This is a genomic window from Tamlana sedimenti (assembly GCF_038148895.1).
Lineage (GTDB): Bacteria > Bacteroidota > Bacteroidia > Flavobacteriales > Flavobacteriaceae > Tamlana.
Genome location: NZ_JBBVGQ010000002.1, coordinates 463,262 through 488,803, shown reverse-complemented (window position 1 = coordinate 488,803; position 25,542 = coordinate 463,262). Strand labels below are relative to the sequence as shown.

The following is a 25,542-nucleotide window of genomic DNA, read 5'->3' as shown; positions in this document are numbered from 1 at the left end:
CCTTCAAATAAATCATAAAAAAAGCCTGCAATGCAGGCTTTTTATTTTTTTTAACTAACGCACCAATTTTTTATACTTAATGCGTTTTGGCATCAAATCGCCGCCCAAACGTTTTTTCTTATTCTCCTCATAATCAGAAAAACTGCCTTCAAAGAAATAAACTTGGCTATTGCCTTCAAAAGCCAAGATATGGGTACAAATTCTATCTAAAAACCACCTATCGTGCGATATCACCACTGCACAGCCCGCAAAGTTTTCCAAACCTTCCTCTAATGCACGTAACGTGTTTACATCAAGGTCGTTAGTAGGCTCATCTAAGAGCAGCACGTTACCTTCTTCTTTTAGCGTCATGGCCAAATGGAGTCGGTTACGCTCACCGCCTGAAAGTAAATTTACTTTTTTGTTTTGTTCGCTTCCGCTGAAATTAAAACGACTTAAATAAGCTCTGGAATTCACTTGTTTACCACCCATCAAAATAAGTTCTTGCCCATCGCTAAAGTTTTGCCAAATGGTTTTTTCTGAATCTATGTTGGAATGGCTTTGGTCCACATAGGCAATTTTGGCTGTCTCACCAACAATGAATTCACCTTTATCAGGTATTTCCTCACCCATAATCATCCTGAAAATTGTAGTTTTACCGGCACCATTAGGTCCAATAACACCAACTATTCCAGCTTGCGGTAAGTTGAAGTTTAAATCTTCATACAACAACTTATCGCCATAACCTTTGCTAACACCTTTGGCTTCAATCACATTGGTTCCCAACCGTGGGCCATTAGGAATGTATATCTCCAATTTTTCATCAAGCTGCCTTTGGTCTTGGCTCAATAGTTTGTCGTAGTTTTTCAAACGTGCTTTTTGTTTAGTTTGCCGTCCTTTGGCACCTTGGCGAACCCATTCCAACTCACGTTCCAATGTTTTTTGACGTTTTGAAGCAGCTTTACCTTCTTGAGCCATACGTTTGGATTTTTGGTCCAACCAAGATGAATAATTACCTTTCCATGGAATGCCTTCACCTCTATCCAATTCTAGAATCCAGCCTGCCACATTGTCCAAGAAATACCTATCGTGGGTAACGGCTATTACTGTTCCTTTGTACTGCGCCAAATGATGTTCCAACCAATGTACAGATTCGGCATCTAAATGGTTGGTCGGCTCATCCAACAATAATACATCTGGCTCTTGCAACAATAATCTACACAAGGCCACACGACGACGTTCTCCTCCAGAAAGCACACCAATTTTTTTATCACCTTCAGGGGTGCGCAAGGCATCCATGGCAATTTCCAATTTGGTATCAAGTTCCCAGGCGTTGGCAGCATCAATTTGATCTTGAAGCTCTGCCTGACGGTTCATCAACTTTTCCATTTTATCTGGATTGGAATACACTTCTTCCAACCCAAACATATCGTTGATTTTGTTGTATTCGTCAAGAATGGTAACTGTTTCAGCAGCACCTTCGCGAACAACTTCTATCACGGTTTTTTCATCGTCCAACTTCGGTTCTTGCTCTAAATACCCCACACTGTAACCTGGTTGAAAAATCACATCGCCTTGATAATTTTTATCAACGCCAGCAATAATTTTTAATAGCGTGGATTTACCCGAACCATTAAGCCCCAAAATACCAATTTTGGCTCCATAGAAAAAGCTTAGATATATATTTTTTAAAACTGGTGTATTGGCGCTTTGAAATGTCTTGGTAACACCAGACATTGAGAAAATTATTTTCTTGTCGTCACTCATTTATCAGATAATTAGCGAATTAGATTTTTAGATTAACAGAGATTTTAAGGCAATAAAAGGGTAAGTTATCATGATTAAATTCAGATGGCTAAACCCTTCCCTTTAGGGCATTAAACACCCATGCAATGGCGAAAAAACCTATACCAACTGTAGCAAAACCCCATCCGGCAACATCGTCATATCTATACGCCCCCATAAGAATCAATACAACACCCATGATTATCATTAAGACTGTTGCCCAAGCCAATATTGTGTTTTTATTCATTGCCATATTCTCTTTTATTTTTGGTTAGTGTAAAAGCAAATATCGTGTTTTTGCCAATAAATTTAAGAGTATAATAATATATTTTTGAAAGCCAATGGAGTTAAAAATTAGAACACCAGCCTTCAGAGAATTAGAAAATCTCCAAGCTACCTTTACCCTCTCTAACAATAATGGGCTCATTTTCAGATAAATCAATAATTGTTGAAGGCTCGTTGCCCCCGTAACCACCATCTATGACCAAATCGACCAAATTATCCCATTTTTCAAGAATCAACTCTGGGTCTGTGGTATATTCCAAAACTTCATCCTCATCATAAATTGAAGTAGATATTATGGGGTTTCCCAACTGCTTTACAATTTCTAAAGCAATGTTGTTTGCCGGGATGCGAATACCAACAGTCTTTTTTTTCTTAAATGGGTTTGGCAGAGAATTAGACCCCGGAAGAATAAACGTATAAGGACCAGGAAGCGCCCGTTTTAATATTTTAAAAACTGACGTGTCAATCTGCTTCACATAATCACTTAAATTGCTTAAATCGTGGCATACGAATGAAAAATTGGATTTCTCAAGTTTAACACCCTTAATTCTGGCCACACGCTCCAAGGCTTTAATATTGGTAATATCGCAACCCAAACCATAAACCGTGTCGGTTGGGTATATGACCAATCCACCCCGTTTTAAAACACGAACTACCTTTTCAATTTCCTTCGGGTTTGGATTTTCTTCGTAAATCCTGATAAATTCAGACATACAGCATAACTTCTTTTCAGCTTACAAAGTAAATACATTTTAATTAATAATGTTTTAATTCCCAGTTATAACAATCCCCTGCATACATTTTTTATAACTCAATTTTAACAAATTGACCTGTAACAATTTGTCTTCTAGCTAGTCTTTAATTTATGCTAAGACAACTGACCTTTATATTTTTTCTTTTCCTTGGATTTCAATGTTCCTGGGCTTTTAATGGAGTCAATCCACCCATTCATTTTTCAAATGCTGAGGTTTTAAATCCCTATACCACCCGTATTCCGTTTAAGTTGGTAGACCACCTGATTGTTGTAAAAGCTGAAATTTTTGACCAAGAAGGTAATTTTATCATCGATACCGGTTCGGAAACCATGATACTCAACAAAGTCCATTTTTCCAATTTATACGAACATCAAAAAAAGAATGCCTCATCATCTGGAATTATGCATTCCGTTGAGGATTCCTATGAAAAACACATCAAGGAATTTGTTTTACAGAATTTCAAATTGGAAAATAAGAATTCGGATGTCATTGATTTGTCACATATAGAAAAAAGTAAAAAAATAAAACTTTTAGGTGTTATTGGCTATAACATCCTGAAAGATTACGAAGTCTTTATAGATATGCACCTCAACCAAATTACGCTTAACAAAGTTGATAAAGCAGGCAACAAATTCAATAATCATGTATATTTGGAACGGATAGTTGACAGTGTGGATTTTAAGTTGGTTAACCATACCATTGTGGTGAACGGGCAAATCAACAACCAAAACGTTAGATTGGGTATCGACTCGGCAGCCGAGTTTAACCAAATAAACAAAAGTGTGCCCAAAACGGTATTGAAGTATTTTATTCCAAAAAAACGTATGCGGCTTTCTGGAATAAACAACAGAAAAGTTGAAGTTTTGGCAGGAAAATTGCACCGAGTAAAACTAAACAAAAAAATATATTTTGGCCCAATGCTAACCGTTTTGACCAATTTAAACAGAATGAACGAAGCTTTCGGCACCAATTTGGACGGCATTTTAGGCTATGAATTTTTTGCCCAAAAACGAACCATCATAAATTATCAAAAAGAAAAATTGTACTTTATAGATTATCCGTTAAACCATCAGTGAAAAAGCTTATTTTATATACGGCCACTATAATCCTCACCTTTATTGGTTTTTATGCTTTCGGGCAAAACGACGAGCTAAAAGGCTATAAAATTGAAGGCGATACCGTGGTGTTTACTTTTGATGCTCTCGAATATTCAAAATTCACCCAAGAATACACAGGGCAAGTGGTAGATTTTAATGATTTGGATATTGAAAACGTTGTGGTTTCGGGTGAGTTCAATTTATGGTCTAGAGACAATTGGAGAATGAAAAAGATAGGCAACCACACCTATCAACTACGAAAAAGCATACATGATTTCACCGATGAATTCTCATGGGAATTCAAGTACGTCATCAACAATGCCTATTGGGCAGAGCCTTCAAAAAAAGACCCTAATATTGCCAAGGCCACCAAAAATGGCATGCGCATGCATGGGGTTTACAACCTGAAAATGTACACGGCCTACCCTAGCGAAAATGGTAACGCCAGTTTTAAACTTAAGGGCTTTAAAAATGCCAAAAAGGTAATCTTGGCCGGTTCATTTAATAAATGGGATGAAAACCTGTTTAAAATGAACAAAACAGAATATGGCTGGGAACTGACCTTACAAATGAAACCCGACATTTACCAATACCGCTATATTGTTGATGGGCAATGGATGGAAGACCCCGACAACCCCTACAAAACAAGAAACGAGTTTGATGAATTCAACTCTGTTATAAACATCAAGGAATACACCACCTTTAAGTTAAGAGGTTATACAAATGCCCAAAAAGTGGTACTTGCAGGCTCGTTTAACAATTGGGATGAACACGAGCTAGTGATGCGCAAAATGGATTACGGCTGGAAATATGTCATCCCGCTTTCTGGTGGTAAACACCATTACAAATTTATTGTAGATGGTGAATGGATGGTAGATCCTAACAATAGCGTAAAGGAATATGATGGTGAGGGGCATATCAATTCGGTTTGTATGGTGAAGTAGATTGCTATAAAAGTATAATTAAATTTTATTGTTAACTTAGAATTATTCTTATCCTTCGGTTGCCTGTAATTATGAAAAATCTGCTTCCTTTAATACTTTGTCTTTTAATTTTAGTTTCGTGCAAGCAAAAAGGCGAAATTGAAAAAGAAAAGGATTTAACTTCCACGAACAAATTAATAGAAGAACCTATAATTGAAATAACGGAATCTGACTATTACAATTTTTTGAACGATGTTTTAGAAGACAAGACAATTATCGAAAGTAAAATATTAGAATACCCAGATTTAAAAAATAATTCGGATTATTGGATAGAAATCCTAACACCTCTTACTGAACAAAGTACAGACGAAAAGATGTCTGAAATTTTAACCAAATCTGATATAGATTATATTTTTAGTCAACATTCAACGAAAAAAAAATTGATTTTAGATTTTAATAAACTAAAACTTGACAATGTTTCCGATAATATAATAAAAGATGTCTCTGACTATCTTCAAAGCGACATTAGAACAAATGAAAAAAAGTACGACTATTACGGAATTTATGATTTGACAATTCCATTGTTTTCGAGAAATAAAAAATATGCTTTTTTCGACACAAGTTTTTATTGTGGTTTGCTATGTGCTTACGACGGAATTGATGTTTATGAATTTAAAAATGGAAAATGGGAATCTATTGGTTCCATTGGAATTATAACTATAAGTTGAGTAAAACAACTACAGTCAATAACAGCTATAGCTTATTGCTTCTAACTTTCCTTTCGGAAAGTCCTCGCAAATTTGCTATCTTCGGTTTACAGCGGAAAATCCTTGCAGATTTTCACGTAACGAAACCAAAGTTAAACCGTTAGCTAAAATTTATGAAAAAGATCGGAGATATTATTTTGATTTGCGTTCTATTATTTTTGATTGGAATGTTTTTTCGTCCTGAAAAAGTCATATATGTACCCAAAATAACTGGACAGGTAGTTGACCAAAATGGAAAACCGATTCAAAATGCGACAGTCTCTCGAATTGAAGAAAATGAGATAAAAAACGAAGAATATGGACATAATGAATATGTCCAATATAAATCACAAACTGTCATGACTGACTTAAATGGGAATTTCGAACTTACCGAAAAATCTAAAATTGACTGGTTTCTCACACCTCTTGATTTACCATTTGTTTACTGTTATGCAAATTTTGAGGTTTCAAAAAAAGGATTCGAAACCTATAAAACCGATTTTAATGCTGAGGAAAATAGTAAATTCAATGAAAGTCTGAATGCTTGCAAGGGGATCATATTCAAACCGAAAATAACATTAAAAAAACTATAGCTACATCACATAAAAATAATTTGTAGTTTATTGCAAAACTCAAAGTTAGTGCGTATTTGGTCGCTCTGATTTTGTTGTATCATTTAAAAAATGACTGAAACCATTTCTAATAACGAAAAATCATTTCACATTCTAAACAAATTAATTCTTAACGGATTTTACCACGGGAATATCAGTCCGAATAGAATTGAATTATATAGAAAGCGGGGCATCTTCAATTCAGGAGGAAATTATAGAATAATCGGAATTTTGAATAATGACAACAAATTTGAATTATTTTTTGACTTTAAGTTTCCAATGAACATATTAATAAAAATTGCAATCGGAATTGGAATAGTTTGCTCTCTTATTTCATTGGCTTATGAAAATTGGATTTTACCTATTCCATTTTTCATTGTACCATTTCTAATTACATATACTGACTTTAAATTAAAAAAGAAAAAGGAAATCAGTCTTCTAACTTCAAAGTATTTGGAATTATACAAATCGGAATTTAAAGAAGAATAAAACACTATAACAACATTATGTAACCACAATTACAGCTAATTTTATTTTCTTCTAAATTATCAACTCATCACCCAACAACTTCCAACTTCGCAAAACGCAACAACAGTTTTTTAACCCCACCATGCTGAAATTTAATTTCGGCTTTCGTGTCGGCACCAGTGCCTTCTATTTTTAAGACTTCGCCCGTGCCAAACCTAATGTGCTTTACGGTATTGCCCACGGCCAATTTACTGTCAAACAAATTGGTGTTTCCGTTGGTTTGGGTCAAAGGTTTTAGTTTTTTAGGGGTAGAAACCTGAAATTTTTCGGGCTCACTTTTTGTTTTGCCTTTATTAAAAACCGGTTGTTTTGCTGGCTTGTATCTAATCTTGTTTGGCTCTACATCACCAAAAATATCGGCATCCAACATTGGGTTAAATCGACGTTCTTCAATGGGCGTTACAATGTCTAAATATTCATCATCAATTTCTTCAATAAAACGGCTAGGCTCAGAATCCACCAATTTTCCCCAACGGTAACGCGACAAAGCATATGTTAAATAGGCCTGTTTTTCGGCGCGAGTTAAAGCCACATAAAACAGCCTTCGCTCCTCCTCTAATTCACTGCGCGTGTTCATACTCATGGCACTGGGGAACAAATCTTCCTCCAACCCAACAATGTACACATATGGAAATTCCAACCCTTTTGCCAAATGAATGGTCATTAACGCTACCCTATCAATATCGTCTTTATCATTGTCCAAATCGGTTGCTAGCGCCACATCCTCTAAAAATTCAGCCAAAGAACCCGTGGCATCGGCCACTTCTTTTTGTCCTTCAACAAAATCCTTCATACCATTTAAAAGTTCCTCGATATTTTCCATTCGGGTTACGCCCTCTGGCGTTCCATCTTTATTGAATTCCCGAATTAAACCACTGGTTCGTGCAACGTGTTCAGCCAGTTCAAAAACATCGGCAGTTTGGTTTAAAACCTGATAACTTTCAATAAGCGTGACGAAATTCTGAAGCTTGGTTTTTGTACCAGAATTAACATTAACTTCGGTTTTGTCAATGCTTTTCATCACCTCAAAAATGGTTTTTTTATAGCCATTTGCGGCAACAATCAGTTTGTCAACAGTGGTCTGACCAATACCACGTGGTGGAAAATTAATGACACGCTTTAAAGCTTCCTCATCGGCAGGATTGATGACCAATCGCAAATACGACAGTACATCTTTTATTTCTTTTCGTTGGTAAAATGATAAGCCACCATAAATTCTATATGGAATATCACGTTTACGCAAGGCATCTTCTATGGAACGCGACTGCGCATTGGTTCGATATAAAATGGCAAAATCGCTATTTTTTAGCTGATGATTCATTTTATTATCAAAAATGGTACTGGCCACGTAGCGCCCTTCATCAGCATCGGTTAAAGAACGGTTTACCTTTATTTTCGAGCCTTCATCATTGGCGGTCCAAACTATTTTTTCAAGTTTGGTTTGGTTTTTATCGATGATTGAATTTGCGGCATTTACAATGTTTTTGGTGGAACGGTAATTCTGTTCCAATCTAAATACCTTCACATCATCATAATCCTTTTGAAAATTCAAAATGTTATTAATGTTTGCCCCACGAAACGCATAGATACTTTGGGCATCATCACCTACCACACATATGTTTTGAAACCTATCGGAAAGCGCCCTAACGATTAAATATTGTGAATGGTTGGTGTCTTGGTACTCATCAACCAAAATGTACTTAAATCGATTTTGGTATTTCATTAAAACATCAGGAAAACGGGTAAGCAGTTCATTGGTTTTCAATAATAAATCATCAAAATCCATGGCTCCAGCCTTAAAGCAACGCTCTACATATTCCTTGTAAATATCACCCATTCGGGGTCGGCGTGCCATGGCATCGGCTTCAATTAGTTCCGGATTTTGAAAATAAGCACGAACAGTTATTAAACTGTTTTTATAAGATGAAATTCTCGAACGAATTTGCTTGTATTTGTAAACATCCTTGTCAAGATTCATTTCTTTAATGATTGAGGCAATCAATCTATCAGAATCTTGGGTGTCATAAATGGTAAAATTACTCGGATAGCCCAACTTGTCGGCTTCACTACGCAAAATTCTGGCGAACACGGAGTGAAATGTACCCATCCACAAATTTTTGGCTTCGCTAGCGCCTACAATGGTTGCAATACGCTCTTTCATTTCTCGGGCAGCCTTGTTGGTAAAGGTTAACGCCAAAATGTTAAAAGGGTCTATGCCTTTGCTCATCATATAAGCAATTCTATAAGTAAGCACGCGCGTTTTTCCCGAACCAGCACCTGCAATTACAATCATTGGGCCATCAATTTGGGTAGTAGGCTCCAATTGTGCATCATTTAACTGGCTTAAATATTTTTCCAAGGTCTTTGCAATTTTAAAAGCATAAAAATAACCATTGTTGCACGTTTAGCTTGGCAGATTTATTAATAATTATAAACAATTAACCGATGGCTTTGGCTTTGTTAATTTTTGAATATCTTTAAACATCCAATTTCAAATACAAGCATGAGATTTCTACTAATATTTTCAATTTTCCTAGGAACATTTAACTTTCACGGACAAAACAGCTTAGAAAATCAATTTAAAGACATTGAGCCTAAAATCATTGAATGGCGACGCCATTTCCATCAAAACCCCGAACTGTCCAACAGAGAGTTTAAAACTGCTGAAAAAATTGCAAAACATTTAGAATCTTTAGGGCTTGAAGTGCAAACGGGAGTAGCACACACAGGAGTAGTTGGAATTTTAAAAGGAAACCGACCCGGTAAGGTTATCGCGCTTCGAGCGGATATTGATGCCCTGCCTGTTTCAGAAAGAAACGATTTGCCTTTTAAAAGTGAAGTTAAAACCACATTTTTAAATACGGAAACCGGCGTGATGCATGCCTGCGGACATGACGCACATACGGCTATTTTGATGGGTGTTGCAGAAATCCTCTCAAAAAACAAGGATAAGATTAATGGAACGGTTAAATTTATCTTTCAACCTGCCGAGGAAAGTCCGCCACCGGGAGAAGAAGGAGGCTCTCGATTAATGATTAAAGAAGGTGTTTTAGAAAACCCTAAAGTGGATGCCATTTTTGGGCTACACATACGTTCGGGTGTTCCTGTTGGTGAAATCCACTTTAAGCCAGGCGGTGCCATGGCCGCAGTGGAACGCTTTGTTATTAACGTTAAGGGCAAGCAAACCCATGGCTCAGAGCCTTGGAATGGTGTTGACCCCATTTTGATTTCCGCGAAAATAATAGATGGTTTGCAAACTATCATTAGTCGCGAAAGTGAATTAACCAATGAGGCGGCAGTAATTAGTGTTGGCAAAATCACCAGTGGTGTGCGATTTAATATCATTCCTGAATCAGCCGAAATGATTGGCACTATTAGAACCTTAGACCCTAACATGAAAGCTCATATTTTAAAACGTATGGCCGAAATGACGGAAACCATAGCCAAAGCTTATGGTGGAAGTGCCACCTTTTCATCCACAAACGAAACAGCTATTACATATAATGACCATAAATTGGTGTCAAAAATGTTGCCGTCACTTAAAAAAGTAGCCGGCGATGACCATGTGAAACAAATAAAGGCAGAAACTATTGGGGAAGACTTCTCATATTTTCAAGAACTGGTACCTGGATTTTATTTTTATTTAGGTGGAATGACCAAAGGAAATACAGAATCATTCCCACACCACACACCAGATTTTAAAATTGATGAAAGTGGGATGCTTTTGGGCGTAAAAGCCTTCACCCAAATAACTTTTGACTATTTAAACAATTAAAATGGATACAATTTTAAATTTCCTTTCAAATATTCCTTGGTGGGGCTGGGTTTTGATTGCCTTGGCTCTAGTTGCCATTCGCGATATATTTTTCCAAAGGGCACATACCATAAGTCACAACTACCCTATTGTTGGTCATTTACGCTATTGGTTGGAAAGCATTGGCCCAGAAATGCGCCAATATTTTGTGGCCAATAACAGAGAGGAACTACCTTTTAATCGCATTGAACGCAGCTGGATTTATGCTTCGGCAAAAAAGGAAAACAATTATGAGGGATTCGGCACGGACAGGGACATTTATGCCCATCAGCATATATTCATTAATAATGCCATGATGCCTTTCAAAATTCCTGAAAACCATCCCAATCACCTCGATAAAACCTTTTTGCCCTGCGCGAAAATAATGGGTGAATTCAACAAAAGAAAGAAACCATATCGCCCAGCATCTGTGATTAACGTTTCGGCCATGAGCTTTGGCTCGCTTTCAGCAAAAGCCATCGAATCTTTAAATAAAGGTGTGAAAATGGCGAATGCTTACCATAATACCGGAGAAGGAGGCTTATCGCCATACCATTGTAACGGCGGTGATGTCATCTTCCATTTTGGAACAGGTTATTTTGGTGTTCGCGATAAAAATGGAAAATTTTCTATGGAGAAATTGGTAAAGTTGGTTGAAGACAATCCTTTTGTTCGTGCCATTGAAGTTAAATTATCACAAGGTGCCAAACCTGGTAAAGGTGGTGTACTCCCAGGAGCCAAAATAACTAAAGAAATCGCCGAAATCAGACATGTAGAGCTTGGCAAAGATGTGTTATCACCACCAAACCATTCGGCCTTTTCGAATGTAGCTGAAATGGTTGATTTTATTGAAGATATAGCCAAAGCCACTGGATTGCCCGTTGGTATAAAAGCGGCTATTGGAAAACTAGATCAGTGGGAAGAATTAGCAGAGATTATGAAAAAATCAGGCAAAGGCCCAGATTTTATAACGGTTGATGGTGGAGAAGGAGGAACAGGTGCAGCGCCTCCAAGCTTTGCAGACCATGTTTCCTTACCTTGGGTTTATGGATTCAGTGATTTGTACAAACTTTTCCAAGACCATGGCCTGACAGAGCGCATTGTTTTCATAGGTAGCGGAAAACTAGGTTTCCCAGCGAAAGCTGCCATGGCCTTTGCCATGGGTGCAGATTGCATTAATGTAGCAAGGGAAGCCATGATGAGCATTGGCTGTATACAGGCGCAGGTTTGTCATACCAATCGCTGCCCCAGTGGTGTAGCTACACAGAGCAAATGGCTCCAAAACGGCATCGACCCAACCTTAAAATCTGCACGATTGGCACAATATTTCAAAACATTCAGGAAAGAATTCATCGAGATAACCCATGCAGCCGGTTATGAACACCCTTGCCAATTTAAAATGAGTGATGTGGATATAAATGTTGACGACCATAACCTCTCAAAAGAACTTAGCCGCACCTACAGATATGAGAAAACGCCCGTTCCATTTAACGGCATGCAAAATTTAAAAGAATGTGTATATTTGGGGGGCAAACCAAATACAACCTAACTGAAACACATATTTGCTTATGGAAATTGATAGAATATTAGATCTTTTTTTATTCGCTGTTCCTTCAATAATTGTTGGCGTAATTGCTTACTATTTTTTTCGGGAACATACAAAAAATGAAGATGGCAGAAGACGATTTTTACTGAAGAAAGACCTACAAGTAAATGCTATGCCTTTGCGCCTTCAAGCCTATGAACGCATGGCTCTTTTTCTTGAACGCATATCACCTTCAAAGTTATTAGTGAGAATAACACCAGTATCTTCAAATAAAGAAGATTACGAATCCTTACTTATACAAAATATTGAACAAGAATTTGAACATAATTTATCGCAGCAAATTTACATCAGCGATAAATGCTGGAACATTGTTACTACCGCTAAAAACGCCACAATCCAACTCATAAGAAAAGCAAGCATGCTTGAAAAAACAGATACAGCCAACAAACTTAGGGAAGTGGTTTTAACCGAAATGATGGAACGCCGTTCACCTAGTGATGCTGCATTGTCTTTTATAAAGGAAGAGGTTTCAGAATTGTGGTAGTTTTACTCCATACGAAGTTCATTGGAGCGCGCTTCTTGACATTTTTTCTTCGCATTGAAATATCCTTGCTGCCACCAAGAAGTCATTAGTTTTTTATTAAAAATAAGCGAGTTCTCTGTTAGTTTGGAAGGTGTATAATAGAGATTTAAATTAACATTGTTGTTCTTCGCGGCAAGTTTACCAATAATAATATCACTACGCTCCACTTGATCCAATAAATGTCCAAACAGATTAATCATTAAAGAATACGGGTTTTTGCCTAAAACTTTGTTATATTCCATATTTTCAGATTCCAGAACAATGGCGTCAACTTCTGTGGCACCACGCAAAATAGCCTCTCGTATGGGCACCACACAACCCAAACCGCCATCGGCATACTCATAACCATCTCTCTTTACCAAAGACATAAACGGAATATAATTGCACGAAATCCAAATCCAATCGCAAAACTCATCATAACTAAAATCTTTGATGGATTTGTATTCCACTCCATTTTTGGATAAATTGGAAACGGTTACCACAACATCTTCCTTTGTTTCTTTGATGAATTGGTATTCATCATAGGTAAAATGCCTTCTGATGTAGCGTCTCAAAGCCCTACTTTCGCCAAAGGTTCGTTTCATTTTGATAAATTGCCAAAGTGAATTCAAAAAATCTATGGAAACGAATTCCCTATTCCCTTTTTTTCGTACTATAAAAGGATTGACACTAAAAATATTGCTTTGGTTGACATTGGTAAAAACGCTGTGGATTTTATCTATTTTTCCAGCAGCCAAATGCGGCACAAGCAAGCTTCCTGTTGAAGTCCCCAAAAACAAATCGTAATCCCTACCTTCTTCCTGTATTAAATATTGGGCAACACCTCCTGCATAAGCCCCTTTGCTTCCCCCTCCGGAAATTACCAATGCCCTCATATTAATTTTCTAACTGACTTAGTCCTTTGTTTTTAAATTTTGCAAAATTATAACCATCCTGCCACCATTCCGTCATTTGCTGCTCATCAAATATCAGGGAATTTGTTGTTAAAATGGTAGGTGCGTAATAGAAATTAATAATCGCATCATTATGGGAAGCAACAAATTTCCCAATTTTTATGTTTTGTGATTCTATACGATCCAACATAAAACCGAACATATTGGTAATTAAAGAAAAGGGATTTTTAGAGGGCATTCTATTTAATTGAGTGACTTCAGTTTGCAAAATAATGGCGTCAACTTCCTTAGCTCCACGATTAATGGCCTCTTCAATGGGCACCATATTCCCCATACCTCCATCTGCATATTCGCACCCATCTTTTTTCACCAAAGTCATAAATGGTGTATAGTTGCAAGATACCCAGATCCAATCACAAAATTCATGATAACTAAAATCTTTAATGGATTTATATTCCACATGGTTGAGCGATAAGTTCGAAACTGTTACAACAATATCCAATGGTGAGGCTTTCAACTTAAGAAACTCTTCTTCAAGCAAAGTGCTTTCAATTAGATGCCGTAAACTGAAACTTTCGCCAAATGTTTTGCTTCCTCTTAAAAAATTCCGGATTACATTTAAATGATTGATAGCAATATTTTGGGTGCCGTGCCTTTTTTTAACAATAAATGGACAAACATTAAAAATACTGTCGTTATTAACGCTAGTGTAAATCGATTTAATTTTCTCGATTTTATTCAGAGCAAGGTGGGATACAAGCAAACTACCTGTGGAAGTCCCAATAAACAATTGATATTCCCGTTTTAAATCCTGAGTAAGATACTGGGCAACACCACCGGCAAAAGCGCCTTTACTTCCCCCTCCAGATATCACTAATGCTTTCAAATTTAGTTAAGCTCGTTTAATTGTTATATAAATATATTATTTTCTGCCGAATATTAATGAAATTACTCCCAACTTCCTTCAGTCGATAAATTGAATACTCGATACATGGATTTTTTTTGCACTTTTAACTATAAAACATTGAATTTTAGTGCACCATTGAAAAGAATATTTATTTTAGTGTCAGCTATTAACACCTAATTTTTTGCATGGGAAAACCTACCTTTCTTACAGTTTTATTGTTTTCCATTTTAAGTGTTTCTATTTTTGCCTGGAACAAAATTGAAACATACAACAATTTCAATAACAATTTCAATAGCAGAAAACTTCCACCCACCGCCACAATTTCTGGAACTACAAAAGTTTGCCGAAACGATGCTGAACCCAATATAACCTTTACAGGATCTGGAGGAAATGCACCCTACACGTTTACATACACCATCAATGGAGGAGCAAATTTAACCGTCAGTACAAATGGAAATAATGATAGCGTTACGGTTAGTGTCGGCACAAATAATGCAGGAACTTATACCTATCAGTTGATTTCCGTTGAAGATAGTTCTGAAACATCTAATGCAAGCGGCTCCGCAACGGTTACCGTAAGCGAACCTTCTGTTGATTTCACTTTTAACAATGACGGAGCATGTTCTGGAACACCTGTTAATTTCACACCGAATGTTAGTGGAGACGCACCCTTTACGTATAATTGGACATTTTTTGATGACGGCAGCACGAGTACTGCCATTAGCCCAACACACACTTTTACGTCATTGGGTTGCGGTTTTCAAAATGTAAATGTTACCCTAACAGTGACTGATGCCAATGGATGCTCTAATTCGGTTACAAAAGCTGTCTCAGTGCAACAGAAACCCCGTTTAGAGTTTACAGATTTAGATCAACCTTTTAATGCCTTTAATAACTGTGGGAACAACACAACCGATCCTACTTATACTATTAACGTTGGCCTTGGCAATGTTTCGGCAACATGCATAAACTCTTATAATGTAAACTGGGGTGATGGAAGCCCAATAGAAACCAATGTATCCTTTCCGGCTACCCATACTTATACACAGTTGGGCTCGTTTAGCATGGTTATAACTGGTAATGGAACCAATTGTGATAATACTGTTACTTATTTGATAAAAAACTCGAGCAACCCTACAGGCGCCATAGTTAACCCCGGAAATACTGTTAATTTATGTACTCCAGTAAACCCTATTGAATTTGCCATAGGCTCGTGGGCTACAAATCCGCCTGACACCCAATACACAGTAGACTTTGGAGATGGCACTTTGATTAATTATACCCAAGGCCAATTGGAAGCCTCAACCTATTATAACTCGGCCGACCCCATAAATTCCCAAGATTTTCCAATACCACACACTTATACAGAAACCAGCTGCCCCTTTAGTTATACTGTTTTTCTATACATCTATACCTCTTGCGGACAAACCAATTTAACGGCTGGACCAATTGTTATTTTAAGAAAACCTGAAGTTGATTTTGACGACCCTGAAACCAGTTGCGTTAATACTGCCATTTCATTTGTTAACACCTCTTTAGATGGTTACAGCAATAACTGCAGTATTAACGACGGTTATTTTTGGGATTTTGGAGACGGAAACACCTCAACCATTAGAAATCCGGTACACAGTTACACATCACCCGGCACATATACCATTTCATTATATGCTCAAAATTCATGTGGCATTACGGACACCATTACGAAAGACATATGCATTGAGAGCCCTTTATTGGCAGCCTTCAACACAAATACCAATAATGACTGTTCTCCACTTTCGGTAGAAACCACGAACACGGTTAACTTAAGCAATAGCTGCGGAAACGAACAATATCTCTGGGAAGTTAGTTATACCCCTGAGTTTTGCGGAACAGCGCCTGCACAATGGAACTTCACCAATGGAACTGACGAAAATTCAGCCAACCCAAGTTTTAATTTTGTTACAGCAGGAACGTATACCATCACCCAAACCGTTTCCAATTCATGCGGAAGCAACAGTATTTCTGAAACCATTGAGGTAAAACAGCCGCCAACTATTTCTTTGGCCAGCATTTCAAATGGTTGTGGTTATGCAACCATAACACATTCCGCAAATGTAAATATTTGTGCGCCAAGCAGTGAAATACCTATTTATTTATGGAGTTTTCCTGGAGGAGTACCTTCCTCAGCCAGCACTTTGGATCCCGGAACCATAACTTATGCCACTCCCGGAGATTACCAAATTTCCCTAAGTATTACAACAAGCTGTGGTACAACAACCGAAACAGGAGATTTTACTATTTTTCCAATACCTGCAATTACCAATACCGATTTAACCCAAACTATTTGTTCGGGCACGAGTACAGCCGAAATTAATTTAAGCGCAGATATTTCCGGAACAACATTTACTTGGACAGCCTCTGCTCCTGTAGGTGTTACAGGTTTTATAGCATCTGGAACTACAGATGTTATCCCCATTCAAACGATTTTCAACGCTAACTCTGTTTCACAAGATGTTGTTTTTACGGTAACCCCAACATTAAATGGATGTGATGGAACTGCCGAAAACTTTATAATTACCGTTGACCCCGCACCCGAATTCACCAGTCAACCACAATCTGAAACCGTCTGCCTAAATGGCCCATTAACACCCCTTTCGGTTACTGTAAATGGCCCCGGAGCCCCAACTTATCAATGGTACAGCAACACGACAAACTCCACCACTGGTGGCACTTTACTAACTGGTGAGACAAATGCAACGTTTACGCCACCAAACAATCCTGTTGGTATAATCTATTATTATTGCGTTGTATCATTTAGTGCCGGTTCAGGTTGCAATGAAATAACATCGAGCGTTGCACAAATTGAAATTGTTGAAGGCATCAAAACAGATACAAATCCAACGCCATCGCAAAGCATTTGTGTTGGAGGCGATTTAGAAAACCCATTATCTGTTGTTCATTCGGGAGGCACAGGAACCGTTTCTTATCAATGGTTTATCAATACAACGAATACTAATTCAGGTGGCACAGCAATTTCAGGTGCTAATAGTATAACTTACATACCTCCAACCTTTACAACATCTGGAACGTACTATTACTATGTGGAAATTTCATCAGATGGTAGTGGATGCGCCCCTATTACTAGTGAAACGGCCGAAGTCATAGTAGTAGACGACCCCATTATAACCAGTCAGCCCTTACCAAGTCAAACGCTATGTCAAAACACCGCACCTCTAGATCTAGAAGTTGACGTATCTGGTGGAATTGGAAGTAGCTACACCTACCAGTGGTATAGCAACACGACAAATAGCAATACAGGCGGAAACTTAATTTCTGGAGAAACAACCAACACATTTACACCACCTACAAATACTATTGGAAGCTTTTACTATTATGTCGAAATTGCGCAACCTAGTGCTGGATGTAGCGTCACCAGCAACGTAGCCGAAGTGAATATTAATGCTGCGCCAAATTTTACGTCGCAGCCCATTTCCCAAACTTATTGCCTTGGTGATATGTTAAATCCGCTATCAATTGCTTATGCTAATGGTGTTGGCATACCAAACATCCAATGGTTTTCAAATACGGTAAACGACACAAACACTGGCACAGCCATTTCAGGAGAAACTTCTTCAACGTTCAATCCGCTATCGGGCACCGTTGACACGGTTTACTATTATGCTGTAGTAACTTTTTCTTCTGGAGGATGTACAGAAATTATCTCAAACGTTGCCGCCATAACGATTAACGAAACGCCAAATATCAGTGCAAAATCCGAAACTATTTGCAGTGGAAACGCTTTCACCATATCGCCTGATGGCACTGGAGGAGACACGGCACCTGTTGGAACAACCTATACATGGGCAAACCCCATCGTTTCACCCGCAGGCACAATAAATGGTGCCTCGGCACAGAGCTCACCCCAAAATAATATCAGCCAAACGTTAGCAAACACCACAACAAGTCCTTCAACAGTTGTTTATACCGTTACACCAACCACAGGAAATTGTGTTGGCAACGATTTTGAAGTTACGATAACCGTTAACCCATCCATTAGCATAATGTCTTCCCAAACCAATAGTGATTGTTATTTAGCAAGTACGGGCTCCCTAGAAATCGAAATTACTGGAGGAGTTCCCTTTATAGGAATTCCGTATCAAATTTATTGGAATGGGCCAAACGGCTATTTAAGTACTAGTGAAGATATTTTCAATTTGGCGCCTGGAAATTATACATTAGACATTTTTGATAACGGTGGTTGTCCGTACAGAGAAACCTTCACTATTACCGAACCCGATGAACTTATTTTTAGCAACATCATTTTTGATGCTGAAACCATTTCTTGCTTTGGCGCTAATGACGGTTCAATAGGGATAGATGTTTCAGGCGGAACCACACCATATACTTACAATTGGACGAGAAACGGTAGCGCCTTTTCAACTTTCGAAGACTTACAAAATCTAGAACCTGGAATCTATGAAATTACAGTAACCGACGCCAATAACTGTACCCCTATTACGGAAAGTTTTTCCATTGTTGAACCACCAGAATTAAATGTTAGCTTAAGCAGTCAAGTGGATATCATTTGTTTTGGAGAATCTACTGGAGAAATCAACATAACCGCATCTGGCGGAAGATTAATTGAAACCAGCCCCGGTAATTTCGACTATTCATATGCATGGACAGGGCCAAATGGTTTTATTAGCAACCTTCAAAATTTAACAGGTCTGTTTGCAGGAGCTTATAATTTGACCGTAACCGACAAATCTGGTTGTATAGCCACGTTGGAGGTTATTTTAAATCAAACACCAGAAATTATTATTGATTACACCACAACTGAAATTGAATGCTATGGAGACAACAATGCTTCTATTACCATAAACAATATTTCTGGTGGAAATCCACCTTACCAAGTATCATGGAGCAACCTTGGTTCTGGCATGTCTCAAACCAATTTATCAGCAGGCACTTACACTATTACGGTTACCGATAATACAAATTGTGAAAAACAAGCCATTATAACCATTGATGAAGCCCCTGTTTTTAGAATAAATCCAATCATTGAAAATGTATCGTGCTTTGGTGCCAACGACGGACGAATTATTCTAAATTTAGAAGGAGGAATTGAACCGGTTTCTTTAACATGGGATGATGACACTTCTGCTGGCGTTGAGCGTAACAATATTGGTCCAGGAACTTACACAGTTACGATAACCGACGCAAAACCCTGTATTATCTCTGAAACATTTACAATAACGGAGCCAGCGGAATTGTCGCTTTCAGCAAATACTGTTGATGCCTTAAATTGCGATGATGCCAACTCCGGAAGTATCAATTTAATTGTTACTGGTGGCACACTACCACTCACCTATTATTGGAGCAATGGTGCTACAACCGAAGATTTGAACAATATTCCGCCAGGTGATTATACGGTTACCGTAATAGACGCCAACGATTGCCAGTCCGTTGAAAGCTATACCATCAATCGTTTTGCTCCATTGGCCTTGGATGTAAACACACAAACCGATTTTAACTGCGAAACCCGCGAAGTCAGCCAGTCCTTTATCGCTCAAGTTTCGGGTGGCGTTCCTCCTTATACGATTGGCTGGTCAAGCGGCACTGTTAGTGGCCCAAACAATGAAATTATGACTACCACTATAAACGGCTTAGTATCTATTACGGTTGATGACAGCATTGGCTGTACTTCCAATTTCTCATATAATGTAGACATTCCAGAACTCGGTGATGCCAATTTCAATATCACCTCAAGTGCGTTGAGCACATACGGATTTTATTCTATTGAGGATCCGATTGAATTCAACAATCTAGCTGAAGGAGATTATATTTCGGTCACTTGGGATTTTGGCGACGGAACTTTTTCAAGCGACGAAAATGCCACACACACCTACATAAAAGAAGGAAGTTATGTAATCATCCAAACCGTTACCTATCCTTTTGGATGTCTGTACACAAAGCAAAGCACCATTATTGTTGAAAAAGGATACAACCTAATTATGCCCAATGCCTTTACGCCGAATAACGATAATTTTAACGCTTATTTTGCACCAGAATCCATCGCCTTATCCAACATGGAATTCAATATTTATGATACATGGGGAAGTTTAATCTATTCTGAAAAGGGCGACAGCATAAAAGGATGGGATGGCAAAATAAACGACAATGAAGCCGAAAACGGAAATTATTATTTCACCTTCAGTGGACAAACATTTTACGGAAAAACCATTACCCAAAAAGGGGCATTTGTAGCCATTAAATAACCCAAATAACTATGAAATTTAAACTGACCCTTTTTGCTATAGTTTTTTGTTTTTTTATCAAGGCAAAGGCCCAAGACCCTATTTTTTCGCAATATTTTTTGGTGCCGGAAACACTAAACCCGGGCTTTTCGGGATTTGAGGAAGCATCGTACTTTGGCTTAATTCACCGCACACAATGGCCAAGCTTAGATTTAAGGGTAGATACAGAATATGCATTTTTCAATACATGGGTTGAAAACCTTGGTGGACTTGGCGTAAGCATCTTAAACCAGCACGAAAACAATACCAACTACAACCACCTGCAAGGAAATGTGAATTTTGCCTACCACGTAAAGCTGGCCAACGAATGGTACTTTAGGCCCGCCATAGAAGTTGGTTTTGGGGCAAAATCATTTAACTTCAGTAATTTGGTTTTGGCAGATCAAATTAACATCAATTCGGGCACCATTAGTGGGTCAACTTCAGACCCGTATGCTATGAATGCAAACCGAAAGGTTAATTTTATAGATTTTTCAACAGGATTTGTATTCGACAAAAAAAACATCAATAACGATACCGAGATATGGTTGGGCGCCAGCATAAAACATTTAAACAAACCCAACATCTCATTTGTAGAAAATGGAAATGTTCCATTGGATATTTTTTATTCATTTCATGCCAACTACAAGTTTCCTTACTATGATTACAATGATATTCTACTTTCTGCCAACTATATGCAACAAGGCCCATACAACCGATTCGATTTTGGCGCCACAATGCAACTGGAAAAATTATTGTTGGGCGCTATGGCTGTTACAAATCCAGCCAAAAACGATGAAAACAGTCATTTGTTGACATCAGTTAATGCCTTTGTTGGACTGGAATTTGAGCAATTACGTTTTGGGTTTTCATACGACCTCAATACCACCGAAATAGGTAGAACTGATGGTGTTTACGAACTATCTATAACTTATTTAGCAGGTTGTTTGGTCTGTAGAAATCCGGCGAGGTTGGAGCGTAGAAAATAGTTTAATTTTCTTCTAAATTTTTCAATGCACTTTTAGCAAACTTAACCATTTGCCAATTATGGTGCTTGGTGGCCTGTTTTAAATTTTCTTTGCAAGCATCATTGCAGGCTTGAATTTGTGTTAGGTACTGAAAAGCACCCATCCTGATTTCAAAACCATATTTGGGACTTGTGTAATCCACAAGTTCGTTGTAGTAAATCGATTTGTTTTCAGGCTCAAAATCGTCTGTAAGCAAGGCCAGAGTTAACCAAAGCATCCTAACATTTTTGTCATTAAACCCAACGATGCCCTTTGTTTTATTTAAATATCTTTGTCGCTCTTGCGGAAAGTTTTTCCACAGATTGAACAGTGCTGCTTCAACGGTTATATAAGATCCATCATCCAAAAGGGTTTCGTAATCTGTTTTTAATTCGGAAGGGGTTTCGGTTAAATTTTGGGCTATGGTTTGACGAAGTTTAATGTCTTTTGATTCAAACGCTTTTTTATATATTTTTTCTATATTCATGAGTGAGTCATTCAACAAATCATTCAAAAACTCAACTTTTGTCCGACTATTGATTTCTGCTGAAAATTTACTAAGTTTTACCCTGTCTCGCTTTTGTTTACATGCATCGAAATAATATTCAATCCCATCTGGGCAATCTAAGTTTTCAACATTAATATATTTACGAGTTATATCAAATTTCATAAGTGAGCATATATCTTGAAAGATATCATCATTCGAATCCTTAAGAATATTTTTGAAATACGTTAAATCACCACCACTAACCTTCTCAACCTCAATTATAAAATCATCCGTTTCCGCATTCTTAAATTGATGCTTTTCCAAATAATTTTTTACCGCCAATTTAAAAGCCTTATCGCCCACTTTTTCACGTAATATATGCAATACCCAAGCACCTTTTTTATAGAATGTCGTACTACTCGATTTTGGGTCTAACAGCGAGGTGCTTCCACCTGCTTTGTCCTGCTCCAACAGTTCTTGGGCGTATTCGTATAAGCGCCAATAGTAATAATCTTCACCAAAAATGTCTTTTTCTGCCAACAACGCATAATAGGTTGCAAAACCTTCTTGAAGCCAATGGTGCGTTCCTGAAGTTTCGGTTACCAAATTGCCAAACCATTGGTGTGCCAGTTCGTGCGCATTGACGTTTACATAATTTTTATCTACAAATGCAACGGAATCTATCATGTAGCTATCAGAAAAAATGGTGCAACTGGTATTTTCCATACCGGCATACAAAAAGTCTTTTACCGGAACTTGTTTGTAGTTTTGCCAAGGATACGGTACGCCGATTTCTTCTTCAAGGAAATCGAACATTTGTTTGGTGTAACGATACGTGGGCTCCACTTTGAGCGAATCTTCGGGATAATAATACATTTCCAGAGGAATGCCGCTTTTTGAATATTCAGCCTTTTTATGGTATTTACCAATCACCAAAGCTACTAAATAGCTGCTCATGGGCTGGATCATATCGTAAATCCAAGTTGTGAAATATTCTGGCTCAAGCTTCTTTTTTAGTTTTCCATTGGAAATGACTTCGTAGCCTTTATCAAAAGTAATGGATAAATCGAATTCAATTTTATCGTTCATATCGTCAATAGACGGCAACCAATTGCTGGTGTATTTGCCTTGACCTTGGGTCCAGATTTGCTTATTGCCATCTTCGTAATCCCAATCGATAAAATAAAGTGCTTTTTTCGGCTTTGCACTAAAATTAAAACTGAGCTCATAAGTTGTATTGGCTTCAAAATGATTTTTAACCCAAATTTTCTTTTGGCTATTTCTATAATCAACAACTTTCTCGTTAATTAACACATTGTCAAATTCCATCGAAACGGCATCTAAATACAAGGAATCTATAGGCTTTAAAACATCAAACTTATAGATGGCTACACCAAAAACATATGAGGAATCTGGCTTAAAAGCAACCATTATTTTAGCTGTTTTAAAATCGACATAATCAGTTTGTTGCCCCCAAGAAATGGCCACAAAAAAGCATAGAAGAAATGTGAAACGTTTCATGCGTTTCAAGATAGCAAAGATTAGTCCAAAAACGAAAACAATAAATTAGAAACTATGGAACTCAATTAAATTGGCTTCATAATATTGGTCGCCTAATTTAGTCAACAAGTTTCTAATCACATTACTATCGCCATCCACAGCCAATGCTGAATAGCCGACTTCGTTTAATTTACCAAGACGTAAATCTATGATGTTGATTTGTTTAGAGGCCAAAGCCGACAACAAAATCAACAATACCCCAGGCGCATTATTGTGTTTGGTAAGAATCACTTTTTCGCTTAAACCCAAGTTTAAGCGCACACCATCCATTTCAAGCAAATGCACGCCTTCATGGGTGTAATTGGGCAGTTCGGCATTTTCCTTATAAGTTAAATTGGTAAACGTACCTGTATCTGTGCCATTGATAAAGTCTATAGCGCTTTGCACATTTCCATTTTTATTGTCGATGGACAAAAATGCAACGGCAGTACCATCGTTGTTTGATTTTAGCCGAGCCGTTTCCACATTGATGCCCTCGGAAGCCAAAGTGTTAAACAATGAAGAAATCACCCCTGGTTTATCCAAATGCTCTGAAAACAACCCGTTGACCTTTCTGCCAGATGGTTTAGGGTTTTCGTTTGTAACAGTGATGGATTTGCCCCATTTACGGATTCTTATGGCGTTATAATCGCCCATTCCCGTGGAGTTTTTGTAAATATCAACAAACTCTAAAAAAGAACCGCCAAACGAAAAATCTGGAATTATTCTTCTGTGGGCACTATCCAATCGTTGATTTAACAATTCGATACCTTTATTTAAGACCGTGTATTTTACCTTGAGTTCATGGTCATCAAAAATGGTACGGTTTTCAGGAATTAGCTTTGAATAACTGACATAGCTTTCATAACCTGCCTCCTGAATATATTCCAAGCTTTCCCTGTAATTTAAACCATAATAACGCACATGGTGGGTATCTGTACCCACACAAACAGGGATTTGAAGCTCGTTGGCACGACGCAATATGTTTTGTGTTGGATACACGCCAACGCCTTTAAATTTTCCAGCCATATTAACATCCAAGGCCAAATTACGGTCGGCGATGAGTTCTAAAAGCGTTCTAAATTTATTGGCCAAAGGATGCGCACTGGTCTCAAAATTCACCAAAGACTCTGGCATATCAACATTCAACTTTGGCAAATCAATATGCCCTATAATTTGAATCATGTCGCCAAAACATTCAATCATTTGAATCATCTCGTTGAAATACCCATCCCAGTAAGCTTCTAAACTTCCTCGAATTTTCAATAGTTCCAAGGCCTCTTCTTTAGAGCCATCATAAGGTAATCCTTCAGGAGCAAAATGAACAGAACCAATCACATAATCGGCATCTTCAGCTTGAAAAATCTTTGAACGGCTCCATTGCAATCCTAAATCGGGCCCCATCCATTCCAACTCAACTCCGTATTTTATATTGATTTGTCCTTCATATTTTTCACGAAGATTGGCAATACGCTTTGGGTAATTTAAATAGGACCTGTTGCCACGAATAAATTTCACATTCGTATCGCGCTCGGCGATATACCTAAAATTGGTCAATCGCGGCGAATGAATGATGAAGGTAATACTAGGGTTGCCGGCTTCAATGGCCTTATCAATAATGTCCTCCAACTTATCAATTCCATGCTTCACATGATCTTGTTCCGTTCCTGCATGAATACCGTGTGTTTCCCAAATAAAATCGTTCAGCTTTCTCATCAATCTAATAATGCTTTATCCTTTAAATGTGCCAAATTTAACCATTGGAGGAGAATTTTCAATTAAAAAATGATTGTTTTCAATAAT

18 protein-coding genes are annotated in these 25,542 nt (G+C 37.8%); 10 read left to right on the top strand and 8 right to left on the bottom strand.

Annotation, left to right across the window (positions count from 1 at the left end):
* Window positions 1–54: 54 nt before the first annotated feature.
* The 3 genes from ettA to WJN01_RS08025 all read right to left on the bottom strand — a co-directional run bounded on the left by ettA (window position 55) and on the right by WJN01_RS08025 (window position 2,762).
* Complete coding sequence (gene ettA / locus WJN01_RS08035; RefSeq protein WP_445196633.1) at window positions 55–1,746, bottom strand: energy-dependent translational throttle protein EttA; 1,692 nt, start codon at window positions 1,744–1,746, stop codon at window positions 55–57.
* A gap of 88 nt (window positions 1,747–1,834) precedes the next feature.
* On the bottom strand, window positions 1,835–2,017 hold the full coding sequence (locus tag WJN01_RS08030) for a CAL67264 family membrane protein (protein ID WP_370479689.1): 183 nt from the start codon (window positions 2,015–2,017) through the stop codon (window positions 1,835–1,837).
* A 124-nt stretch (window positions 2,018–2,141) separates the two neighbouring features.
* Window positions 2,142–2,762 (bottom strand): L-threonylcarbamoyladenylate synthase, encoded by a 621-nt coding sequence (locus WJN01_RS08025; protein ID WP_445196632.1) that lies wholly within the window; start codon window positions 2,760–2,762, stop codon window positions 2,142–2,144.
* 152 nt (window positions 2,763–2,914) lie between these two features.
* Between WJN01_RS08025 and WJN01_RS08020 the strand changes: the two genes are divergently transcribed.
* The 5 genes from WJN01_RS08020 (at window position 2,915) to WJN01_RS08000 (ending at window position 6,670) form a co-directional block, all read left to right on the top strand.
* Window positions 2,915–3,880 (top strand): hypothetical protein, encoded by a 966-nt coding sequence (locus tag WJN01_RS08020; RefSeq protein ID WP_445196631.1) that lies wholly within the window; start codon window positions 2,915–2,917, stop codon window positions 3,878–3,880.
* Entirely contained in the window at window positions 3,877–4,845 is a 969-nt protein-coding gene (locus WJN01_RS08015) for an early set domain-containing protein (RefSeq protein WP_445196630.1), read from the top strand. Before WJN01_RS08020 ends, WJN01_RS08015 begins: the two co-directional genes overlap by 4 nt.
* A 71-nt stretch (window positions 4,846–4,916) precedes the next feature.
* A complete protein-coding gene (locus tag WJN01_RS08010; RefSeq protein ID WP_445196629.1) occupies window positions 4,917–5,552 on the top strand; it encodes a hypothetical protein in 636 nt (211 codons plus the stop codon).
* Between the two features lie 152 nt (window positions 5,553–5,704).
* Window positions 5,705–6,163 carry a carboxypeptidase-like regulatory domain-containing protein gene (locus WJN01_RS08005; RefSeq protein WP_445196628.1) on the top strand — a complete coding sequence of 153 codons (459 nt, stop codon included), beginning with the start codon at window positions 5,705–5,707 and terminating at the stop codon, window positions 6,161–6,163.
* Between the two features lie 90 nt (window positions 6,164–6,253).
* Complete coding sequence (locus WJN01_RS08000) at window positions 6,254–6,670, top strand: hypothetical protein (RefSeq protein ID WP_445196627.1); 417 nt, start codon at window positions 6,254–6,256, stop codon at window positions 6,668–6,670.
* 67 nt (window positions 6,671–6,737) lie between these two features.
* On the opposite strand, the gene WJN01_RS07995 is transcribed toward WJN01_RS08000, so the two are convergent.
* Window positions 6,738–9,068: an ATP-dependent helicase gene (locus tag WJN01_RS07995; RefSeq protein ID WP_445196626.1), complete on the bottom strand. Its 2,331-nt coding sequence runs from the start codon at window positions 9,066–9,068 to the stop codon at window positions 6,738–6,740.
* A gap of 144 nt (window positions 9,069–9,212) precedes the next feature.
* On the opposite strand from WJN01_RS07995, the gene WJN01_RS07990 reads away from it, so the two are divergent.
* From WJN01_RS07990 to WJN01_RS07980, 3 genes are read left to right on the top strand one after another with little or no spacing between them, the layout of a single operon-like run.
* Window positions 9,213–10,484: an amidohydrolase gene (locus WJN01_RS07990; protein ID WP_445196625.1), complete on the top strand. Its 1,272-nt coding sequence runs from the start codon at window positions 9,213–9,215 to the stop codon at window positions 10,482–10,484.
* 1 nt (window position 10,485) lies between these two features.
* Window positions 10,486–12,051 carry an FMN-binding glutamate synthase family protein gene (locus tag WJN01_RS07985; protein ID WP_445196624.1) on the top strand — a complete coding sequence of 522 codons (1,566 nt, stop codon included), beginning with the start codon at window positions 10,486–10,488 and terminating at the stop codon, window positions 12,049–12,051.
* Between the two features lie 19 nt (window positions 12,052–12,070).
* Window positions 12,071–12,592 carry a DUF7935 family protein gene (locus WJN01_RS07980; RefSeq protein ID WP_445196623.1) on the top strand — a complete coding sequence of 174 codons (522 nt, stop codon included), beginning with the start codon at window positions 12,071–12,073 and terminating at the stop codon, window positions 12,590–12,592.
* 2 nt (window positions 12,593–12,594) lie between these two features.
* Here WJN01_RS07980 and WJN01_RS07975 read toward each other — a convergent pair whose 3' ends face one another.
* Both WJN01_RS07975 and WJN01_RS07970 read right to left on the bottom strand, forming a co-directional pair.
* On the bottom strand, window positions 12,595–13,506 hold the full coding sequence (locus WJN01_RS07975) for a patatin-like phospholipase family protein (protein ID WP_445196622.1): 912 nt from the start codon (window positions 13,504–13,506) through the stop codon (window positions 12,595–12,597).
* Window position 13,507: 1 nt separating this feature from the next.
* On the bottom strand, window positions 13,508–14,410 hold the full coding sequence (locus WJN01_RS07970; protein ID WP_445196621.1) for a patatin-like phospholipase family protein: 903 nt from the start codon (window positions 14,408–14,410) through the stop codon (window positions 13,508–13,510).
* A 206-nt stretch (window positions 14,411–14,616) separates the two neighbouring features.
* On the opposite strand from WJN01_RS07970, the gene WJN01_RS07965 reads away from it, so the two are divergent.
* Both WJN01_RS07965 and WJN01_RS07960 read left to right on the top strand, forming a co-directional pair.
* Window positions 14,617–20,688 carry a PKD domain-containing protein gene (locus tag WJN01_RS07965; protein WP_445196620.1) on the top strand — a complete coding sequence of 2,024 codons (6,072 nt, stop codon included), beginning with the start codon at window positions 14,617–14,619 and terminating at the stop codon, window positions 20,686–20,688.
* A gap of 11 nt (window positions 20,689–20,699) precedes the next feature.
* Window positions 20,700–21,695 carry a PorP/SprF family type IX secretion system membrane protein gene (locus WJN01_RS07960; protein ID WP_445196619.1) on the top strand — a complete coding sequence of 332 codons (996 nt, stop codon included), beginning with the start codon at window positions 20,700–20,702 and terminating at the stop codon, window positions 21,693–21,695.
* Between the two features lies 1 nt (window position 21,696).
* On the opposite strand, the gene WJN01_RS07955 is transcribed toward WJN01_RS07960, so the two are convergent.
* Both WJN01_RS07955 and WJN01_RS07950 read right to left on the bottom strand, forming a co-directional pair.
* Window positions 21,697–23,721, bottom strand: a complete 2,025-nt coding sequence (locus WJN01_RS07955) for a M1 family metallopeptidase (RefSeq protein ID WP_445196618.1) — start codon at window positions 23,719–23,721, stop codon at window positions 21,697–21,699.
* Window positions 23,722–23,766: 45 nt separating this feature from the next.
* Window positions 23,767–25,455 (bottom strand): histidinol-phosphatase HisJ family protein, encoded by a 1,689-nt coding sequence (locus tag WJN01_RS07950; RefSeq protein WP_445196617.1) that lies wholly within the window; start codon window positions 25,453–25,455, stop codon window positions 23,767–23,769.
* Between the last annotated feature and the right edge of the window lie 87 nt (window positions 25,456–25,542).

Bases quoted from the DNA above. Each gene is read 5' to 3' on its own strand.
- WJN01_RS07960 (WP_445196619.1), top strand. From the start codon at position 20,700: ATGAAATTTAAACTGACCCTTTTTGCTATAGTTTTTTGTTTTTTTATC.
- WJN01_RS07975 (WP_445196622.1), bottom strand. From the start codon at position 13,506: ATGAGGGCATTGGTAATTTCCGGAGGGGGAAGCAAAGGGGCTTATGCA.
- WJN01_RS07980 (WP_445196623.1), top strand. From the start codon at position 12,071: ATGGAAATTGATAGAATATTAGATCTTTTTTTATTCGCTGTTCCTTCA.
- WJN01_RS07965 (WP_445196620.1), top strand. From the start codon at position 14,617: ATGGGAAAACCTACCTTTCTTACAGTTTTATTGTTTTCCATTTTAAGT.
- WJN01_RS07955 (WP_445196618.1), bottom strand. From the start codon at position 23,721: ATGAAACGTTTCACATTTCTTCTATGCTTTTTTGTGGCCATTTCTTGG.
- WJN01_RS08000 (WP_445196627.1), top strand. From the start codon at position 6,254: ATGACTGAAACCATTTCTAATAACGAAAAATCATTTCACATTCTAAAC.
- WJN01_RS07985 (WP_445196624.1), top strand. From the start codon at position 10,486: ATGGATACAATTTTAAATTTCCTTTCAAATATTCCTTGGTGGGGCTGG.
- WJN01_RS08030 (WP_370479689.1), bottom strand. From the start codon at position 2,017: ATGGCAATGAATAAAAACACAATATTGGCTTGGGCAACAGTCTTAATG.
- WJN01_RS08005 (WP_445196628.1), top strand. From the start codon at position 5,705: ATGAAAAAGATCGGAGATATTATTTTGATTTGCGTTCTATTATTTTTG.
- WJN01_RS08010 (WP_445196629.1), top strand. From the start codon at position 4,917: ATGAAAAATCTGCTTCCTTTAATACTTTGTCTTTTAATTTTAGTTTCG.
- WJN01_RS08025 (WP_445196632.1), bottom strand. From the start codon at position 2,762: ATGTCTGAATTTATCAGGATTTACGAAGAAAATCCAAACCCGAAGGAA.
- ettA (WP_445196633.1), bottom strand. From the start codon at position 1,746: ATGAGTGACGACAAGAAAATAATTTTCTCAATGTCTGGTGTTACCAAG.
- WJN01_RS07950 (WP_445196617.1), bottom strand. From the start codon at position 25,455: ATGAGAAAGCTGAACGATTTTATTTGGGAAACACACGGTATTCATGCA.
- WJN01_RS07990 (WP_445196625.1), top strand. From the start codon at position 9,213: ATGAGATTTCTACTAATATTTTCAATTTTCCTAGGAACATTTAACTTT.
- WJN01_RS08020 (WP_445196631.1), top strand. From the start codon at position 2,915: ATGCTAAGACAACTGACCTTTATATTTTTTCTTTTCCTTGGATTTCAA.